Below are 20,122 nucleotides of genomic sequence, written 5' to 3' on the forward strand. Positions count from 1 at the left end.
TTTAAATGGAGACAAAGATATGATGAAAGAATTATTTGGAGAATTTTTGGGGACCTTAATCCTCATCCTTCTAGGAAATGGTGTTGTTGCAGGTGTGGTTCTTCCCAAAACCAAAAGCAACAATTCAGGATGGATTGTGATTACTATGGGATGGGGAATTGCTGTAGCCGTTGCGGCCTTTGTATCTGGCACGCTTAGCCCAGCCCACCTAAATCCAGCTGTGACGTTTGCGATGGCCTTAAAAGGAACGCTCTCTTGGGCTTCTGTTTTCCCTTATATCCTAGCCCAATTCGCTGGAGCGATGGTGGCGCAGATTCTGGTTTGGTTGCAATTCAAACCACACTATGAGGCAGAAGAAAATGCAGGCAATATCCTAGCGACCTTTAGTACTGGACCAGCAATCAAGAACACAGTATCCAACTTGGTTAGCGAAATCCTTGGAACCTTTGTTTTGCTCTTGACAATCTTTGCCTTGGGGCTCTATGACCTTCAAGCCGGTTTAGGGACCTTTGCAGTGGGGACCTTGATTGTTGGTATCGGTCTTTCACTAGGTGGGACAACGGGTTATGCCTTGAACCCAGCCCGTGACCTTGGACCTCGTATCATGCACAGCATCTTGCCAATTCCAAACAAGGGAGATGGAGACTGGTCTTATGCTTGGATTCCTGTTGTAGGACCTATCCTCGGAGCGGCCCTAGCAGTTCTCGTATTTTCACTTTTCTAAGATAAAAGAGTTATTGGCAACAGAGTTTGAGATGAAAATCTCAGGCTCTTTTTTGATGGCCAAAACGTTAATATTTTAACTTATCTTAAAATAAGCTAAAACAAACTTTTGAATTATGGCAAACAGTTGAAAAAAAGGTTGATAAAATGGTAAAATGTTAGGAAGATAAGACAGTAAATGCATAGTTGCATAGCTTTTTTGAAAAATCATAGAAAATTGAACACACTAACTATGGGAAAACACAGAAAATTATATATGTTTTTGGGACAGACCGTCCTATATTTTGTAATCTTACTTGGTTTGCTTTATTTTTTTAGTTACCTTGGTCAGAGTCAAGGAACCTTTATTTATAATGAGTTCTAGTTTGAAGGAGAAGAAAAACCGTGTCTAATAAACCGATAAAAGATATGATTGAAACGATTGCGCACTTTGCTCAAACACAGCCAACATATCCTGTCTACAATGTTCTAGGTCAAGAACATACTTATGGTGATCTGAAGGCTGATTCGGATAGTTTAGCTGCAGCTATTGGTCGACTTGGCTTGCCTGAGAAATCTCCAGTCGTCGTTTTTGGTGGTCAGGAGTATGAGATGTTGGCTACCTTTGTGGCACTGACTAAGTCGGGACATGCCTACATTCCAATTGACAGCCATTCGGCCTTGGAACGAATTTCTGCTATCGTAGAAGTTGCAGAGCCAAGCTTGATTATTGCCATCTCAGATTTTCCATTAGAGCAAACAAGCACACCGATGCTGAATTTAGAGCAAGTTCAAGAAGCTTTTGCTCAAGCTTCTAGCTATGAGATCACGCATCCAGTCAAGGGAGATGATAACTACTACATCATCTTTACTTCTGGTACGACTGGTAAGCCAAAGGGAGTGCAGATTTCCCACGACAATCTCCTCAGTTTTACCAACTGGATGATTACAGACAAGGAATTTGCGACGCCAAGTCGTCCGCAAATGCTGGCCCAGCCCCCTTATTCTTTTGACCTATCTGTCATGTATTGGGCGCCAACCTTGGCACTGGGTGGTACGCTTTTCGCTCTTCCTTCAGCTATTACTCAGGATTTCAAAAAACTCTTTGCGACCATCTTTTCATTGCCAATCGCTATCTGGACATCAACGCCTTCCTTTGCAGATATGGCCATGTTGTCAGAAGACTTTAATAGTGAGAAAATGCCTGGAATCACGCATTTCTACTTTGATGGTGAAGAATTGACGGTCAAAACAGCTCAAAAACTACGCGAGCGATTCCCAAATGCCCGTATCATCAATGCCTACGGCCCGACAGAAGCGACAGTAGCCCTATCAGCTGTTGCCGTAACAGACGAGATGTTGACGACTCTTAAACGCCTGCCAATCGGCTATACCAAGGCTGATTCTCCAACCTTTATCATTGATGAGGAAGGCAATAAACTGCCAAATGGTGAACAGGGAGAAATCATCGTTTCTGGTCCAGCCGTTTCAAAAGGCTATATGAATAATCCTGAAAAAACGGCAGAAGCTTTCTTTGAGTTCGAAGGTCTGCCGGCCTACCACACAGGGGATGTAGGAACTATGACAGATGAGGGCTTGCTTCTCTACGGTGGACGTATGGACTTCCAGATTAAGTTTAATGGTTATCGCATTGAGCTGGAAGATGTCTCTCAAAACCTCAACAAGTCTCGCTTTATCGAGTCGGCTGTTGCTGTCCCACGCTATAACAAGGACCACAAGGTACAAAATCTACTGGCCTATGTCATCCTAAAAGACGGTGTCCGTCAGCAGTTTGAACGTGATATCGATATTACCAAAGCTATCAAGGAAGACCTAGCAGATATCATGATGTCTTATATGATGCCGTCTAAATTCCTCTATCGAGATAGCTTACCACTAACGCCTAATGGCAAGATTGACATCAAGGGCTTGATTAACGAGGTAAAGAATAGATGATGGAGCTTTACAAACAGCTACCTCATTTGGAACCTTATGGCAATCTTTATTATTTTTTGTATGTGATTGCTGCGACCCTACCGATATTTATCGGGCTCTTTTTCAAGAAACGTTTTGCCTGGTATGAGGTGCTCGTTAGTCTCTTCTTTATCGTCACCATGTTGGTCGGTGGAAAGACGAATCAAATAAGCGCTCTTATCCTTTATGTTATCTGGCAAGTACTTCTTGTATCTTTCTACAAAAGGTATAGGAAACAACGGGATAGTAAATGGATATTTTACCTGGTTAGTTTTCTATCCCTATTGCCTATCGTCTTTGTGAAAGTATCTCCTGCTATTCATGGACCTCAATCTTTGTTTGGCTTTTTAGGGATTTCTTACTTAACCTTTCGTGCAGTTGGGGTTATCGTTGAGTTGAGAGACGGTGTCATCAAGGATTTAACGATTTGGCAATTCTTACGTTTTCTTCTTTTTATGCCGACTTTCTCAAGTGGTCCCATTGATCGTTTTAAACGTTTCAATGAAAATTACGAGACCATTCCTGAGCGGGATGAGCTGATGGACATGCTAGAAGAGGCTGTCAAGTATATCATGCTTGGCTTTCTCTACAAGTTTATCTTGGCCCATATTTTAGGAGAGACATTATTGCCTCCGCTGAAAAATTTGGCCTTGCAGACAGGTGGTTTCTTTAACCATTATGCTCTGGCGGTCATGTACACCTTTGGTCTGGAGCTCTTCTTTGATTTTGCGGGCTATTCTATGTTTGCTTTAGCCATTTCAAACTTGATGGGTATTCATAGTCCTATCAACTTTAACAAGCCCTTTTTGTCAAGGGATTTAAAAGAGTTTTGGAATCGCTGGCACATGAGTCTGTCTTTCTGGTTCCGTGACTTTGTCTTTATGCGGATGGTCATGGTTCTGACTAGAAAGAAGGTCTTTAAAAATCGCAATGTGACCTCAAGTGTAGCCTATATTGTCAATATGCTGATTATGGGATTTTGGCATGGTGTGACCTGGTACTACATCGCCTATGGACTTTTCCATGGGATTGGGCTGGTCATCAATGACGCTTGGGTTCGTAAGAAAAAAGCACTCAATAAAGAACGGAAAAAAGCTGGAAAGGGTTCCTTACCTGAGAATCGCTGGATTCAGTTGCTTGGCATGGTTGTCACCTTCCATGTCGTGATGGTTTCATTCTTAATCTTTTCTGGATTTTTGAATGATTTATGGTTTAAAAAATAAAAGGATATAAAAAATGGATATCAAATCAGAAGTTATTGAAATTATTGATGAGTTGTTTATGGAAGATGTTTCTGACATGATGGATGAAGATCTTTTTGACGCTGGTGTCTTGGATAGTATGGGAACGGTTGAATTGATCGTTGAGATTGAAAACCGTTTTGACATTCGTGTTCCAGTGACAGAGTTCGGTCGTGATGACTGGAATACAGCTAATAAAATTGTAGAAGGTATTGCGGAGTTAAAGAATGCTTAAACGCTTGTGGCTGATCTTCGGGCCTATCTTCATCGCTGGATTTTTGGTTCTTCTACTCATCTTTTTTTATCCAAGTACAACAAGCCATAATCTGACGGAGGAGAAGTACTCTGCAGCTTCCATCAGTAGAGAAAGTTTTAAAGAGAGAAGTCAAAAAGTGAGGGCGCTAACGGATCCCAATATGCGTTTTGTCCCTTTTCTAGGGTCAAGTGAATGGATTCGATTTGATAGTGTCCATCCAGCTGTTTTAGCAGAAAAATACAATCGTCCCTATCGCCCTTACTTTATGGGTCAGGCAGGAGCGGCCTCGCTTAATCAATATTTCGGTTTGCAGCAGATTCTGCCAGAAATTGAGGAAAAGCAGGCGGTGTTTGTCATCTCTCCTCAGTGGTTTACAGAGACGGATTACGAGCCAGCAGCGTTTCAGAGATTCTTTAATAGCGACCAGTTGACAGCTTTTTTAGAAAATCAATCTGGGGACATCTCGGCTAAGCATGCTGCGACGCGTTTGTTGAAGCAGAACCCGAGTGTGGCATTGAAAGGCATCCTTCAAAAGCTTTCAAAAGGAGAGGACTTGTCAGATGCTGATCGACTTATCATCAACGTCTTTGCACGATTCAATGAAAAGCAGTCCTCTCTTTTTGGTCAATTTTCCATTCGGGGGAAACTCAAGTACAAAGAACATGTAGAAAACTATTTAAAAGATCTTCCTGATCAGTTTTCCTATGACGCTTTAGAAGAAATTGCCCGTAAGGATGCAGAGGCAAATACGACCAATAACGATATGGGGATGGAGAATCATTTCTACACGTATGAGGTCAAAAAAGACTTAAAAAAATGGGAAGGGTATCAAAAAAATTATAACTTCCTAAAGTCGTCTGAATACAATGATTTGCAGCTGGTTCTCAATCAATTTGCCAAATCAAAAGTCAATGTGCTCTTTGTTATCCAGCCTGTCAACAAGAAATGGATGGAATACACAGAACTCAGTGAAGAAATGTACCAACACGCAGTGGAGAAAATTCGTTACCAGTTAGAGAGTCAAGGCTTTACCAACATTGCTGACTTTTCAAAAAACGGAGGAGAACCTTACTTTATCAAGGATACCATCCACTTAGGTTGGTTGGGCTGGTTGGCTTTTGATAAGGTTGTGAATCCCTTCTTGACGGATCCAAAACCAGCTCCAGACTACAAGATGAATGACCGCTTCTTCAGTAAGGACTGGGCGACCTATGATGGAAATATCAAAGATTTCCAATAAATTGATTAAAAAAACTTGAACTGTTTGGTTCAGGTTTTTTGGTTAAATGACGAATATTTTAGATGAAAAAAAGTCAAAAGTTTTATTTTTTATAGAAATATCGTATAATATAAAGGAAAAAAGAAAAGGATTTCAAAATGAATAAACGTTCTTTGTTACCTGTCTTGTCGACAGCCCTGTTAGCTCCGGCCTTCTTAGCTGGACAAGTATACGCTGAAGAAGCAACAACTTCTGCAGAAAGTTCAACTGTTGTAGCGACTCCAGCTTTGTCATCGACTCCAGCTCCTGTTGAATCTACTAAAAGCGAAGAAAAGGACACCGTTATCTTACACACCAATGATGTCCATGGTCGTATTGTAGAGGAAAAGGGAGTAATTGGAGATGCCAAGTTAGCGACTGTCATTGAGCAGGAGCGTGCGAAATCAAATCAAAATACTCTGGTTGTTGATGCGGGAGACGCTTTCCAAGGTTTACCGATTTCCAACTCTACCAAGGGTGAAGCGCGTGCTGAAATTCTCAATCAGATGCAGTATGATGCCATGGCAGTAGGAAACCATGAGTTTGACTTTGGTTTGGACGAAGCTAAGAAATACAAGGAAATCTTGAAATTCCCATTACTTAGTTCAAATACCTACGTCAATGGTGCTCGTCTCTTTGAAGCTTCTACAATCGTTGATAAAGATAAGACTGTGGAAGGTGATGAGTTTGTTGTAATCGGCGTGATAACACCTGAAACAGCAACCAAAACTCACCCTAAAAATGTCAAAGGGGTAACTTTTACAGATCCAATCTCTGAAGTCAATAAGGTCATCGAAGAAGTTCAAGCTAAGGCTCGTGCAGAAGGTAAGGACTACAAACACTATGTTGTGCTCGCTCACTTGGGTGTAGATACCACAACTCCAGTTGAGTGGCGTGGTTCAACCTTGGCAGAAGCCTTGTCTAAAAATCCTCGTTTGAAAGGCAAATGTGTAACAGTAATCGATGGTCACTCTCATACAGTAGAATCAACGACCTATGGAGATAATGTTACCTATAACCAGACGGGAAGCTACCTTCATAATGTAGGAAAAATCACCTACAAATCACGTCAGCTTTTGGGCAATCCAACTCAGATTCCGGCTGCTGATGCTAAAAAATTACCAGCCAATCCAACAGTTGAAAAACTAGTCAAAGACATTAAACAAAAATACGATGCTGAAAATGCTGTTGAAGTCGTTTCAAACAGCCCTGTAGAACTCAACGGAGATCGTGAAAATGTTCGGGTTCGTGAAACTAACCTCGGAAACGTCGTAGCGGACACCCTCTATCAGTATGGTCAAACAGGATTTAGCCATCCGACTGACATCGCTGTGACAAATGGCGGTGGCTTGCGTGAAACTATTGCAAAAGGCAAACCGATCACTAAAGGAAATGTCATTGCCGTTCTTCCATTTGGAAATACCATCTCACAAATCCAAGTGACGGGGCAACAAGTCTTGGATATGTTTGAAAAATCACTCGGATCTATCTTGCAGGTCGATAAGGATGGCAAGAAGGTCTTGGATGAGAACGGGCAACCATTGTTAGAGCCAAGTGGTGGCTTCTTGCAAGTTTCAGGTGTGAAGGTCTACTATGATACCAACCTACCATCAGGGAAACATGTCTTGGCCATCCAGGTTAAAAACCGTGCGACTGGTCGTTATGATCTTCTAGATCTCGCAAAAACCTACTATCTTGCAACCAATGATTTCTTAGCTGCGGGTGGTGATGGCTACACTATGTTGGGTGGCGCGCGTGAAGAAGGCCCATCTATGGATGCAGCCTTTGAAGAGTATCTGAAAACAGCTGATTTGACCCAGTATGAAAAGATTAATCCGAACTCACGGACGATTTCTGTGGATTCTACAACTTTTAGTCTGCCGGTAGAAACGCCTCAAACGAATGCAGCTGCTAGCGATGCGACTACGAATGTGCCACTTACTTATGAGGTGGCAGGTCAATTTAGCAAGAAGGCAGTTGTCTCAGAAGAAGCCCTCCCAAATACAGGAAGCGAGCAGTCCATCTTCTTGCTCTTGATGGGAATGGTAGCTGGTTTGGCAGGTATCTTATCAAGCCGAAAACCAAAGCAAAAATAGGTTAAATTTTACATCTAGAAGAGTCTAGGGAAACGTTTTTACGCCTTTTTCCCTTGACTCTTTTTTGGTTTATGATATAATTAACCAGTAAAGAATCGGGGGCTATCTATGTTTTTTACGAAAAGATAGCTAGGGAAGGAGTAACACATGAGACAGCTTGCACAGGAAATCGATAACTTTTTAAACGAGGTGATCTTGAGATCTGAGAACCAGCATGAAATTCTGATCGGGCATTGCACGAGTGACGTTGCCTTGACCAATACTCAGGAACACATCCTCATGCTCTTGTCAGAAGAATCCTTAACCAACTCGGAGCTAGCCCGTCGTCTCAATGTCAGTCAGGCGGCAGTGACCAAGGCTATCAAGTCTTTAGTCAAAGAGGGTATGTTAGAGACATCCAGAGATCCCAAGGATGCGCGTGTGATCTTTTATCAACTAACAGAGCTGGCTCGCCCAGTGGCAGAGGAGCACCACCACCATCATGAACACACGCTCTTAGCCTATGAACAAGTAGCAAGTCAGTTTACTCCAAATGAACAAGAAGTTATCCAGCGGTTTTTAACTGCTTTAGTAGGAGAAATCAAATAATGCGGTATATTACAGTAGAGGACTTGTCTTTCTATTATGACAAGGAACCTGTCCTCGAGCATATCAACTACAGTGTTGATAGTGGGGAGTTTGTCACCCTGACTGGTGAAAATGGGGCTGCCAAGACGACGCTGATCAAGGCGAGTCTAGGCATCTTGCAACCAAGATTTGGTAAGGTAACCATCTCAAAGACAAATACTCATGGAAAAAAGCTAAGGATAGCTTATCTTCCCCAGCAGATTGCTAGTTTTAATGCTGGTTTTCCAAGTACGGTTTATGAATTTGTCAAGTCGGGTCGTTATCCGCGAAAGGGCTGGTTCCGTCGCTTGAATGCCCATGATGAGGAGCATATCAAGGCTAGTCTAGACTCAGTTGGTATGTGGGAACACCGTGACAAACGAATTGGTTCCCTTTCGGGAGGGCAAAAGCAACGAGCAGTGATTGCCCGGATGTTTGCTTCTGACCCAGATATCTTTGTCTTGGATGAGCCGACGACAGGGATGGATGCTGGAAGCAAAAATGAATTTTACGAACTCATGCACCACAGTGCCCATCATCATGGCAAGGCTGTTTTGATGATTACCCATGACCCTGAGGAGGTCAAGGACTATGCGGATCGCAATATTCATCTAGTCCGTAACCAAGATTCGCCGTGGCGTTGTTTCAACGTTCACGAAAGCGACCAGGAGGTGGAGCATGCTTAGTTTGTTATCTTATGACTTCATGCAGCGTGCCTTCTTGGCGGTCATTGCCATGAGTCTCTTTTCTCCAGTTCTTGGGACTTTCCTTATCTTACGTCGTCAGAGTTTGATGAGTGATACCCTCAGTCACGTTTCTCTATCAGGAGTAGCCTTTGGTCTGGTTTTGGGGATTTCTCCAACTATTTCAACCATTGCTATTGTCTTGATTGCTGCGGTCTTTCTAGAATATCTCCGGACAGTCTATAAGAACTTTATGGAAATTGGAACTGCCATCCTCATGTCAACAGGACTTGCAGTGTCTCTTATCGTGATGAGTAAGGGCAAAAGTTCGAGCTCCATGAGTTTGGACCAATACCTCTTTGGTTCGATTGTGACCATTAGCCAGGAGCAGGTGATATTCCTCTTTGCCATTGCGGCGGTCGTTTTACTCTTGACTTTCTTGTTCTTGCGACCAATGTATATCCTGACTTTTGATGAGGACACGGCTTTTGTAGATGGACTTCCAGTGCGGACCATGTCTATCCTCTTTAACATGGTGACAGGGGTGGCCATTGCCCTTATGATACCAGCAGCAGGAGCTCTTCTGGTGTCGACCATTATGGTTTTGCCAGCTAGTATTGCCCTTCGTCTGGGGAAAAACTTTAAATCCGTTATGTTGCTAGCCAGTGCTATTGGCTTTTTGGGAATGGTGGCAGGGCTCTATATTTCCTACTATGCGGAAACCCCTGCCAGCGCTAGTATTACCATTATCTTTGTAGCTGTCTTTTTGTTAGTCAGTCTACTGAAACGTTTTATCAAATAGGAGAATGAAATGAAAAAAATTAGCTTACTACTAGCTAGTCTATGTGCTCTGTTTTTAGTGGCTTGTTCCAATCAAAAACAGGCAGATGGGAAGCTAAATATCGTAACAACCTTTTACCCTGTCTACGAATTTACCAAGCAAGTCGCAGGAGATACTGCTAATGTAGAACTTCTAATCGGTGCTGGTACAGAACCTCATGAATACGAACCGTCTGCCAAGGCAGTTGCCAAAATCCAAGACGCAGATACCTTTGTCTATGAAAATGAAAATATGGAAACTTGGGTTCCAAAATTGCTAGAATCCTTGGATAAGAAAAAGGTGAAAACCATCAAGGCGACAGGTGATATGCTCCTCTTGCCAGGTGGTGAAGAAGAAGAGGGAGACCATGACCATGGAGAAGAAGGTCATCACCATGAGTACGATCCCCATGTTTGGTTATCACCAGCACGCGCCATCAAACTAGTAGAGCATATCCGTGACAGCTTATCAGCAGATTATCCTGATAAAAAAGAGACTTTTGAGAAGAACGCAGCTGCCTATATTGAGAAACTAAAAGCCTTGGACAAGACCTACACAGATGGCTTGTCTCAAGCGAAGCAAAAGAGCTTTGTGACCCAGCACGCAGCCTTCCGATACTTGGCTTTGGACTACGGTCTCAAGCAAGTATCCATCTCAGGTCTCTCACCAGATGCAGAACCATCTGCAGCACGTTTAGCAGAATTAACAGAGTATATCAAGAAAAACAAGATTTCTTATATCTACTTTGAAGAAAATGCCTCACAAGCCCTCGCAAATACCCTCTCAAAAGAAACAGGTGTCAAACTAGATGTGCTCAATCCGCTGGAAAGTCTGACAGAAGAAGCAACCAAGGCTGGTGAGGACTATATCTCCGTGATGGAGAAAAACCTCAAGGCTTTGAAGCAGACAACAGACCAAGAAGGACCAGAAATTGAGCCAGAGAAGGAAGAAAATACCAAGACAGTTCACAATGGTTACTTTGAGGATGCAGATGTCAAAGACCGTACCTTGAGTGACTATACTGGCAACTGGCAGTCAGTTTATCCTTTCCTTGAGGATGGAACTTTTGATCAAGTCTTTGACTACAAGGCTAAGTTGACTGGCAAGATGACCAAGGAAGAGTACAAGGCCTACTATAGAAAAGGGTATCAGACAGATGTGACCAAGATCAACATTACTGATAACACTATGGAATTTGTTCAAGGTGGCCAAAGCAAGAAATTCACCTACAAGTATGTCGGTAAGAAAATCTTGACTTATAAGAAAGGTAATCGTGGCGTGCGCTTTCTCTTTGAAGCAACCGATGCGGACGCTGGACAGTTCAAGTACGTTCAGTTTAGTGACCACAATATCGCTCCAGTCAAGGCAGAACATTTCCATATCTTCTTTGGAGGCACCAGCCAAGAAGCCCTCTTTGAAGAGATGGATAACTGGCCAACCTACTACCCAGATAACCTATCTGGTCAAGAAATCGCCCAAGAAATGTTGGCGCATTGATGCAAGAGAAAAATCCCGCAAATCTGCGGGATTTTTTGGGTAGAAACGATTATCTGGTTAGGTTGCGAGACGGTAAACCGCCTCTGCGTAGATGTCCATAGCGCGATAAAGATCGTCTAGGACAGTTGCTTCATTTGCCTGATGTTCAGTTTGTTGTGCTCCTGGGAAAAGAGCGCCAAAGGCTACACAGTTTGGCATGGTGCGGGCAAAGGTAGCACCACCTGATGAGAGAGGAGGAGTTTTATCTCCAGTTTTTTCTTGGTAGACTTGCATAAGGGTAGTAACAAGTTGGCTATCTCTTGCGACATAGAGGGGTGCTAGATAGTCAAATTCTTGGTAGTCAAGTTGGTAGTCTTTGGCGCACTGAGTGAGCTGTGCCACCAGTTTCTCCTTATCTGCTAGCACAGGTATGCGTATATCGATTCGAATCTCGGAGCGATCGGGATTGATAGTCAAGCCCGCAACATTAAAGGAAAGGGAACCAGACGGTTCATCAGTAACCTCTCCAAAGATTCCAAGCCCCCTACCATCTTGCCCTGCTTTGTCGGCTAGAAAATGGAGGGCAGGGTGGGATTGGAGAGGTGCGAGTACACTAGCAAGCCGAATGACTGCATTGACACCTTGACTAGCATCTTTGGCGTGTTTAGGTACCCCGAGTACGGTCACGGTTTGGTCTGTGGTTTGGTGATCAAAATTTGCTTCCTTCAACCCTTTACAAACCGCTTCATAAAGAGGACCTTGGTAACTTGCCTTGTCTGGTACGACATTAAAGGCACCTCCGATATCGAGCTTGAGATGATCAGAGCCGGGGCCATGAAGCTTGACTTGAAGGAGCCCCTTTTCAGCGTATGTCAAAGGAAATGACGAATCAGGGGCGAATCCCATACTTGCTGTTTCTTCGAGGGCATTGTAGCGTGCCATACATCTCCAAAGAGTTTCTTCATCCGTACCAAAGATAAAACGCACGCGCTTCTTAAATTGGATGCCTTGGTCCAGCAAGCTTTTCACTGCGTAGAGAGCTGCCAGTGAAGGACCTTTGTCGTCTTGTGCCCCTCGTCCATAGAGTTTGCCTTCTCTGATAGTTGCTTCAAATGGAGGAGATTGCCAATCTGACAAATCTCCTGCAGGCACAACATCCAAGTGACAGAGGATGGCAAGGAGTTCTCCCTCACCAACCTCTGCATAACCATAATAGCCCTTGGGATCAATATAAGTTTTAAAGCCAAGTTCACGGCAGATTTCCAGCGTCTTTTCTAGAACGTCTTGAATAGCTTGTCCAAAAGGTGTCCCATTTTCCCCTTCTTGGAGGACAGATGGGTAGGAGATGAGAGTCTTTAGACTCTGTATAAAGCTCTGTTTAATGGAGTCAGTGATGTAGACGGTCATTCGTTTTACCTCACACTTTGTTCTAAAGGAATGGTAGGAAGGTACCTAGGATAAGAAGAAGTATGCTCACAATGACAATAACGACAATGAGTTTAGTAACAAATTTCCACCAAGTTCCTAGACTGATACGGCCGAGCGCGAGAGCCCCCATAACGATACCAGAAGTTGGAGCGACAAGGTTTAGTACACCAGATGCAGATTGATAGGCAGTGATGATGAGACTAGGTTTTACGTTAACGAACTCACCAAGTGGTGCCATGATTCCCATTGTAGCACTGGCAAGTCCAGATGAAGATGGGATAAGGAATGACATAGGAAGGTAGAAGAGGTAAGTCAAAACGATGAAGACTTGAGAAGAGAGACCTTGAAGTCCGACTTCACCCCAGTGTAGAATAGTTGCAGTAATCATACCGTCGTTCATGATAACTTGGATACCACGAGCCACTGCACAAATCAAGGCTACGGTGAGAAGATCTGCTGCACCAGCCATAAAAGTAGAGATAATCTTGCTTTCCTTAAGGCCGTAAACAACACCAATAAGAATACCCATCACAGCAAAGAGCATAGCCCCTTCTGGGAAGTACCAGCTACCGAACGGTAGGGCAGATGAACCGATAGCTCCACCGATAACAGGAAGACCAATCAACCAATTCTTGAAGTCTTCAAATAGAGTGATATGCAAGTCTACCCAAGGGATAAAGCTGGCGATCATGATGATGAAAGTCAAGATGAACAAGGCAAGAACATGTTTTTGTTTCTTGTTCAAGACAGATGGAGCATTTTCGTTATCAGTGACATTGAAGTGTTTAAGGTCTTCTTCACGTTGAGAGTAGACAAGTGATTTTGTGGGATCCTTTTGAATCTTTTCTGCATAGCGGTAGACAAAGTAAGTACTAATACCTGTCATAACAAACCAGAAGATGATACGAAGGATAACCCCGTCCATAGATGACACACCTGCGGTATCAGAAGCGATAACAGTAGCAAAGGGATTGAGAGTAGAGGCAAGACAGCCAACTTGAGAACCTAGTAGAATGATGGCAACGGCAGTAATGCTATCAAAACCAACAGCCATCATAACAGGAACAAGGAGTGGATAAAATGCCATGGTTTCTTCACCCATACCATAAGTTGTTCCTCCAAGTGCAAAGAGGGGCATGAGGATGAGGATCAGCATTTTTTCGCGTCCTTTGTATTTCTTAACAATAGAGGCAATACCAACATCGAGTGTGCCTGTCGCATTGACGACACCTAGAAATCCTCCAACCATGAGGATGAAGAAGGCTACGTCAATAGCGGCTTTAGTTGGTTCGTGACCGAGCATCGCCCGGATTGGAGCCATTAGAATATCGTAAATCCCTTGGGGATTAGAGTCAACAGTTTGATAGGTACCTGCAATGAGGCCACCTGCTTCGTTCGTGTCATACTTACCTGCTGGAATGATCCAAGTCAAGATTGCCATGATAGCAATAATAATGATCAAAACAGTGTAAGATGAAGGCATTTGGAACCCTTTTTTTGTTTTTTCACTCATTTGTTTTTCCTCCTAAACTATGCCACAAAGTATAAAAACGAATGATGTTGGTTTACCTGAGTACTCCTAGTTAGAGCTTGTACTTGGGTTAAAATGGCTAGTCTTTAACAATAATTGTTCCGCTTTCGGACTCGATCAAGGCGCCTAGATTGCTGAGGGAAGTGATAACAGCCTTGCCTTCTGGGCGGTTGGTTACAAAATCGATAGCAGCTTCGACTTTTGGTAGCATGCTACCCGGTGCGAATTGTCCTTGTTTGATGTATTCTTTTAGTTGACTGACAGTAACGTGTTCAAGTTTTTCTTGGTCTGGTTTATTGTAGTTGACATAAACGTAGTCTACGCCAGTAAGGACGATAAAGAGGTCAGCTTCGACGAGTTCTGCTAATCGTTGAGACGCAAAGTCTTTATCAATAACGGCTTCGACCCCACGTAAGTAACCGTTTTCATTTTTAACAACAGGGATACCTCCTCCACCTGCTACGATGACAACTTGACCATTATCGAGCAAGGTGCGGATGCTGTTGATTTCTTTAATGTCGATTGGTTTTGGTGAAGCCACCACTTTACGCCAGCCACGACCGGCATCTTCTTTGAAGGTTGCTCCTGTTTTTTCGCTCTCAGCTTTGGCATCCTCTTCTGAGTAGAATGGACCGATTGGTTTGGTGGGATTGATAAAGGCAGGGTCTTCCTTGTCTACTATAACTTGGGTAACAACAGAAGCGACATTTTTATCAAGCCCTACATCGAGCAATGCGTTATCAAGAGCACATTGTAGCCAAAAACCGATACTACCCTCGGTCATGGCAACTAAAGAGTCAAGGGGGAAGGCAGGATTTTTTTCCGAATCTGCCATCAAGTGTTGAAGCAAGAGATTACCCACCTGAGGACCATTTCCGTGAGTGATGATCAGTTCATCTCCGTTTTGAATCAACTTGACCAGATGACGAGCTGTTTCTACCAGAGCAGCTTGTTGAGCTTGGGCAGATGGATCAGTGGAGAGGATGGCATTTCCGCCTAAAGCAACGACGATTTTTCTATGAGACATGAGCTCTCCTTCCTTTAATATGGTAAACCTGACAGAACTCCAAGAGCTACAGGCAGGTATGATGATAAAATATGAAGTGGAGGTAGCGTCTTTTTAAAAGACAAATTAGTCATTACTACTAATAAAAGGGGTTGAACGCACAGCCGACGTTTATCAGAATGAGACTAGGAAGCAGGAAGATGACAAGAGTAAGGTGGCAAATCTGTCAAACGGAATCCTTGCTTTCTTTCGCTAGAACTGATAAGCTATCATAGCTTTCGTCTCAACCCCTGTGTTGTGTATACGAGTAAGTTTTATACTTTAGGAATGTAGAGATTTCCAAGAGTAGCAGCCATAACAGCTTTAATAGTGTGCATACGGTTTTCTGCTTGGTCAAAGTGGCGAGCATACTTGCTACGGAAGACTTCGTCTGTTACTTCCATTTCTTCTACGCCAAATTTTTCAGCAACATCTTTACCATAGACAGTGTGAGTGTCGTGGAATGCTGGTAAACAGTGGAGAAAGATCAAGTTTTCGTTGTTTGCTTTTTTCACTAAGTCCATATTGACTTGGTAAGGTTTCAAAAGTGCAACGCGTTCTGCGAATTTGTCTTCTTCACCCATAGATACCCAAACGTCTGTGTAAAGTACATCAGCACCTTTGACAGCTTCGTCTGCATCTTCGGTGATGAGGATGTGTGCACCACTTTCTTTAGCAAAGCCTTCAGCCAATTCAACGATTTCTTTTTCTGGGAAGAGTTCTTTTGGTGAGAAGATGTGAACGTTAACACCAAGGATAGCACCTGTTACGAGCAAGCTGTTGGCAACGTTGTTACGTCCATCACCACAGTATACCAATGTCAAGCCTTCCAAGCGGCCGAAGTTTTCTTGAACAGTCAAGTAGTCAGCGAGCATTTGAGTTGGGTGCCATTCGTCAGTTAGACCGTTCCATACTGGAACACCTGAGAATTCTGCTAGTTCTTCAACCATACGTTGGCTGAAACCACGGAATTCAATCCCGTCAAACATACGACCCAAAACTTTTGCAGTATCTTCAGTAGATTCTTTTTTACCTAACTGAATGTCATTTGCTCCGAGGTATTCTGGATGAGCACCAAGGTCAATAGCCGCAGTTGTAAAGGCTGCACGTGTACGAGTAGAAGTTTTTTCAAACAGGAGGGCGATATTTTTACCAGCAAGGTAGTGGTGTTGGATATTGCGTTTTTTCAAATCCTTCAAGTGAGCTGAAAGACCGATAAGGTATTCTAACTCTGCGCGAGTAAAGTCTTTTTCTGCTAAGAAGCTGCGTCCTTGGAATACTGAATGTGTCATTCTATTATTTCCTCTTTCTATTTTTTTACATTTTTTATTGACAAATACTGAACAGCGATTATACTTCTTCACGTTCAAATGGCATAGACATACAACGAGGTCCACCACGGCCCCGAACCAATTCGCTTCCGCGAATCTTAATCAAGCGAAGCCCGTATTCTTCTAGGATCTTATTGGTAATGGTATTGCGGGCATAAACGACGACTACACCAGGTGCGATTGTCAAAGTGTTGGAGCCATCATTCCATTGTTCACGCGCAGCTGCTACGATATTGCCACCACCGCAACGGATCAAATGAACTTTTTCTACGCCGAGGTTCTTTGCAAGAAGTTCAGCTAAGTCACCTTTTTCTTCAACAATCTTGAGTTTTTCATCTTCATAAGTGACAGAGTACACACGAAGATCGCCTTCGATTTCTGGGTGAATTGTGAACTTGTCGTAGTCAACCATGGTGAAGACAGTATCCAAGTGCATGAATTTACGGTTGTTAGCAAATTCAAATGCCAATACTTTCTTGAAGCCAACATTTTTCTTGAAGATGTTCACCAAGAGTTTTTCAATTGAAGCTGCATCTGTACGTTGAGAGATACCTACTGCAAGAACGTCTTTAGAAAGAACGAGCTCATCTCCACCTTCAATACGTGTATCTTCTTCACGGTTGTAGACCAATTCTACTTTTCCACCATAGATTGGATGGTGTTTGAAAATATATTTACCATAAAGAGTTTCACGGTTACGAGTATCTGCATACATGTGGTTAAGCGATACGGCATTACCAATAGTTGCAAATGGGTCGCGAGTGAAGTAGAGGTTTGGCATTGGGTCGATTGCAAATGGATAGTCTGAGTCAACCAAGTCAGTTAAGCCTTTTGCTTCTTCAGGAATTTCTGGCAATTCAACTTTTTGAACCCCTGCCATAGTTTTTTCAACCAATTCTTGGTTGTCCTTGATACCGTGAAGCAATTCACGAATAGCCGCCTTGGTTTGACGACCACGGATGTTGGCTTCGTCTAAATATTCCTCGATAAATTGATCGCGGATTTCTGGGGAAGTCAATGATTCAGCAGCCAATTGCTCTAGGTAAAGGACCTCAATTCCTTCATCACGAAGAGCTTGAGCAAATGCGTCATGTTCTTTTTGAGCATCTTCCAAGAATGGAATGTCATCAAAAAGAAGCCTTTCGAGATAGTCCGGCAACAAGTTTTCCAACTCTTTGCCTGGACGGTGCAACATAACTTTTTTCAGTTTCCCAATTTCTGAGAATACCTGAATTGGATGTGAAGACATGTGTTTTCCTCCTTAAAAATTTCTACGGTGGCACCTTTTTGGTACCGCTTACATTTACGTTATATCATATTCTCAGAGGCGTGTCAATAGTAAAAAATGATTAAAAATTCGGACAAAACAAGGTTTTAGTAGTATTTTATGTTATTATACGATGGCAAAAGGAATTAGAGGAAATAAATGTATAAACTTCTACTAAAAAGAATATAATATTTTTTGAAAAAATTATGCTAAATTTCACATTTTAAGAAGAAATGTCCAGATTTTAATTCAGTTCTGACGAGGAATTGAGAGGAACTGTGATTGAAAGTTGCTTAGAAAATTATATGAAATCTATCAGAAAAGTTTTTCCTCTAGCCCACTTTAAATGTATATTGTACAAATTATAGAATCTTTTCTGAGTATTTAGGAAGACAGCCTTGTCTTATTGACGGTACCTAGATTTTTTGTTATAGTCAACGAGGCAACAACTAGGAAGAATGGTTTATTCACAAGCTGTGGATAAGTCTGGTTAGAGCAGGACACTCAGCTAATATCCTAGAGGGATCTTGATAATAGTACCAGAAACTAGTAACTGGCTAGCTTTCTAGTAGAAATCCTGGTGCATTGGGGATTTGAGCAGGATTTCCCGAGGGGGGAAGGCCCCAAGTCTAAGAGCTGGAGTCTGGAAAAGCTAGTTTTTAGGCATATGTTCTTATCCACAACTTGTGGATAACTTTGTGAACAAGAGAAAGAGATATGAGATGATGACGAAAATAAAACCACATGGACCATTACCAAGTCAGGCGCAGCTAGCCTATCTGGGGGATGAGCTAGCAGCCTTTATCCATTTTGGTCCCAATACCTTTTATGACCAAGAATGGGGGACTGGTCAAGAGGAGCCTGAACGCTTTAACCCGACCAAGTTGGATGCGCGTGAATGGGTTCGGGTACTTAAAGAAACGGGTTTTAAAAAGGTGATTTTGGTGGTTAAGCACCACGATGGTTTTGTGCTCTACCCGACAGCTTATACAGACTACTCGGTCAAGGCTAGTCCTTGGCGGGATGGAAAGGGGGACTTGCTCCTCGAAGTATCCCGAGCTGCAACTGAGTTTGACATGGATATGGGAGTTTATTTATCTCCTTGGGATGCCCATAGTCCCCTTTATCATGTGGACCGAGAAGCAGACTACAATGCCTATTATCTGGCTCAGTTGAAGGAAATCTTATCAAATCCTGACTATGGGAATGCTGGTAAGTTCGCTGAGATCTGGATGGATGGTGCCAGAGGGGAAGGGGCCCAGCAGGTTAACTATGAGTTTGAGACTTGGTTTGAGACCATTCGTGAATTGCAGGGCGATTGTTTGATTTTCTCAACTGAGGGAACTAGTATTCGCTGGATTGGCAATGAACGAGGCTATGCAGGGGATCCCTTGTGGCAAAAAGTCAAGCCCGACCAGTTGGGGACAGAGGCTGCATTAGATTATCTACAGCACGGTGATCCCTCAGGGACGCTGTTTTCAATCGGTGAGGCAGATGTATCCCTTCGGCCGGGTTGGTTTTACCATGAGGATCAGGATCCCAAGTCTCTTGAGGAGTTGATCGAAATCTACTTTCACTCAGTGGGGCGGGGAACCCCTCTCTTGCTCAATATTCCTCCAAACCAAGATGGTCTATTTGATGAAAGGGATATCCAGCGACTGTATGAATTTAGAGCCTACCGTGACGCACTCTATAGAGAAGATTTAGCTCTGGGAGCCAAGGTATCTGGGCCTGCTTTATCAGCAGACTTTGCTTGTTGCCACCTGACAGATGGACTAGAGACCAGTTCTTGGGCAAGTGATGCAGAACTGCCAATTCAGTTAGAGATTGATTTAGGAACTCCTAAAACTTTTGATGTAATCGAGTTGAGGGAAGAGTTGAAGCTAGGGCAACGCATCGCTGCTTTCCATGTGCAGGTAGAGTTGGATGGTGTCTGGCAGGAGTTTGGTTCGGGTCATACTGTTGGTTATAAACGTCTCTTACGAGGGCTAGTTGTTGAGGCTCAGAAGGTGCGTGTAATAATCACAGAGGCACAGGATTTGCCAGTATTAACTAAGATTTCACTTTATAAAACACCTAGCTTGTCAAAAAAAGAAGCTGTTCAGCAACTAGAGTTTTCAGAAAAAAGTCTAGCTGTAATCAAGGGAGAAAATGCCTATTTTACAGTTAAGCGCAGAGAATCTAGCAGTCCTTTAGAAGCTAAGATTTCGATTCAACCAGGGACGGGTGTGCATGGTGTCGCTTATCGGGACGAGATTCAAGTCCTTGCGTTTCAAGTTGGCGAGACTGAAAAAAAGCTAACGCTACCAACCTTGTATTTTGCAGGAGATAAAAGCTTAGATTTTTATCTGAATCTGACGGTAGATGGGCAGCTGGTTGACCAGCTTCAGGTCCAAGTTTCATAAAAG

The 20,122-nt window shown here is 43.0% G+C and carries 17 protein-coding genes; 12 read left to right on the forward strand and 5 right to left on the reverse strand.

The window, feature by feature from the left end:
- Window positions 1–19 precede the first annotated feature (19 nt).
- The 11 genes from D8852_RS01505 (at window position 20) to adcA (ending at window position 11,133) form a co-directional block, all read left to right on the forward strand.
- Window positions 20–724 (forward strand): MIP/aquaporin family protein, encoded by a 705-nt coding sequence (locus D8852_RS01505; protein WP_084945051.1) that lies wholly within the window; start codon window positions 20–22, stop codon window positions 722–724.
- A 231-nt stretch (window positions 725–955) separates the two neighbouring features.
- Entirely contained in the window at window positions 956–1,087 is a 132-nt protein-coding gene (locus D8852_RS01510) for a teichoic acid D-Ala incorporation-associated protein DltX (protein ID WP_025168981.1), read from the forward strand.
- A 20-nt stretch (window positions 1,088–1,107) separates the two neighbouring features.
- On the forward strand, window positions 1,108–2,658 hold the full coding sequence (dltA, locus tag D8852_RS01515; protein WP_125424937.1) for a D-alanine--poly(phosphoribitol) ligase subunit DltA: 1,551 nt from the start codon (window positions 1,108–1,110) through the stop codon (window positions 2,656–2,658).
- A complete protein-coding gene (gene dltB, locus D8852_RS01520) occupies window positions 2,655–3,899 on the forward strand; it encodes a D-alanyl-lipoteichoic acid biosynthesis protein DltB (protein WP_125424938.1) in 1,245 nt (414 codons plus the stop codon). Before dltA ends, dltB begins: the two co-directional genes overlap by 4 nt.
- Window positions 3,900–3,912: 13 nt before the next feature.
- Window positions 3,913–4,152 carry a D-alanine--poly(phosphoribitol) ligase subunit DltC gene (gene dltC, locus D8852_RS01525; protein WP_000351970.1) on the forward strand — a complete coding sequence of 80 codons (240 nt, stop codon included), beginning with the start codon at window positions 3,913–3,915 and terminating at the stop codon, window positions 4,150–4,152.
- Entirely contained in the window at window positions 4,145–5,413 is a 1,269-nt protein-coding gene (gene dltD, locus D8852_RS01530) for a D-alanyl-lipoteichoic acid biosynthesis protein DltD (RefSeq protein WP_038804739.1), read from the forward strand. Before dltC ends, dltD begins: the two co-directional genes overlap by 8 nt.
- A 137-nt stretch (window positions 5,414–5,550) precedes the next feature.
- Window positions 5,551–7,527: a cell surface ecto-5'-nucleotidase Nt5e gene (nt5e, locus tag D8852_RS01535; protein WP_125424939.1), complete on the forward strand. Its 1,977-nt coding sequence runs from the start codon at window positions 5,551–5,553 to the stop codon at window positions 7,525–7,527.
- A gap of 147 nt (window positions 7,528–7,674) precedes the next feature.
- Window positions 7,675–8,115 carry a zinc-dependent transcriptional regulator AdcR gene (gene adcR, locus D8852_RS01540; RefSeq protein WP_001249328.1) on the forward strand — a complete coding sequence of 147 codons (441 nt, stop codon included), beginning with the start codon at window positions 7,675–7,677 and terminating at the stop codon, window positions 8,113–8,115.
- Window positions 8,115–8,819 carry a metal ABC transporter ATP-binding protein gene (locus tag D8852_RS01545; RefSeq protein WP_001269483.1) on the forward strand — a complete coding sequence of 235 codons (705 nt, stop codon included), beginning with the start codon at window positions 8,115–8,117 and terminating at the stop codon, window positions 8,817–8,819. Before adcR ends, D8852_RS01545 begins: the two co-directional genes overlap by 1 nt.
- Complete coding sequence (locus D8852_RS01550; protein WP_000950023.1) at window positions 8,812–9,618, forward strand: metal ABC transporter permease; 807 nt, start codon at window positions 8,812–8,814, stop codon at window positions 9,616–9,618. Before D8852_RS01545 ends, D8852_RS01550 begins: the two co-directional genes overlap by 8 nt.
- A 9-nt stretch (window positions 9,619–9,627) precedes the next feature.
- Window positions 9,628–11,133: a zinc ABC transporter substrate-binding lipoprotein AdcA gene (gene adcA, locus D8852_RS01555; RefSeq protein WP_125424940.1), complete on the forward strand. Its 1,506-nt coding sequence runs from the start codon at window positions 9,628–9,630 to the stop codon at window positions 11,131–11,133.
- A gap of 57 nt (window positions 11,134–11,190) precedes the next feature.
- On the opposite strand, the gene D8852_RS01560 is transcribed toward adcA, so the two are convergent.
- The 5 genes from D8852_RS01560 to arcA form a co-directional block, all read right to left on the reverse strand.
- The gene (locus D8852_RS01560; RefSeq protein WP_125424941.1) at window positions 11,191–12,519 is read right to left on the reverse strand and encodes a dipeptidase; all 1,329 of its coding nucleotides are present in this window, start codon (window positions 12,517–12,519) and stop codon (window positions 11,191–11,193) included.
- A 22-nt stretch (window positions 12,520–12,541) separates the two neighbouring features.
- Window positions 12,542–14,053 (reverse strand): YfcC family protein, encoded by a 1,512-nt coding sequence (locus tag D8852_RS01565; protein ID WP_125424942.1) that lies wholly within the window; start codon window positions 14,051–14,053, stop codon window positions 12,542–12,544.
- Window positions 14,054–14,150: 97 nt separating this feature from the next.
- Window positions 14,151–15,098: a carbamate kinase gene (gene arcC / locus D8852_RS01570; RefSeq protein ID WP_125424943.1), complete on the reverse strand. Its 948-nt coding sequence runs from the start codon at window positions 15,096–15,098 to the stop codon at window positions 14,151–14,153.
- 293 nt (window positions 15,099–15,391) lie between these two features.
- The gene (gene argF / locus D8852_RS01575; RefSeq protein ID WP_000149840.1) at window positions 15,392–16,408 is read right to left on the reverse strand and encodes an ornithine carbamoyltransferase; all 1,017 of its coding nucleotides are present in this window, start codon (window positions 16,406–16,408) and stop codon (window positions 15,392–15,394) included.
- A gap of 58 nt (window positions 16,409–16,466) precedes the next feature.
- Entirely contained in the window at window positions 16,467–17,696 is a 1,230-nt protein-coding gene (gene arcA / locus D8852_RS01580; RefSeq protein ID WP_000094624.1) for an arginine deiminase, read from the reverse strand.
- A 743-nt stretch (window positions 17,697–18,439) separates the two neighbouring features.
- Here arcA and D8852_RS01585 point away from each other — a divergent pair.
- Window positions 18,440–20,119, forward strand: a complete 1,680-nt coding sequence (locus tag D8852_RS01585; RefSeq protein WP_185755569.1) for an alpha-L-fucosidase — start codon at window positions 18,440–18,442, stop codon at window positions 20,117–20,119.
- Window positions 20,120–20,122 lie beyond the last annotated feature (3 nt).

The sequence above is a fragment of the Streptococcus mitis genome (genome assembly GCF_003942695.1).
Taxonomy (GTDB): Bacteria; Bacillota; Bacilli; order Lactobacillales; family Streptococcaceae; genus Streptococcus; species Streptococcus mitis_BD.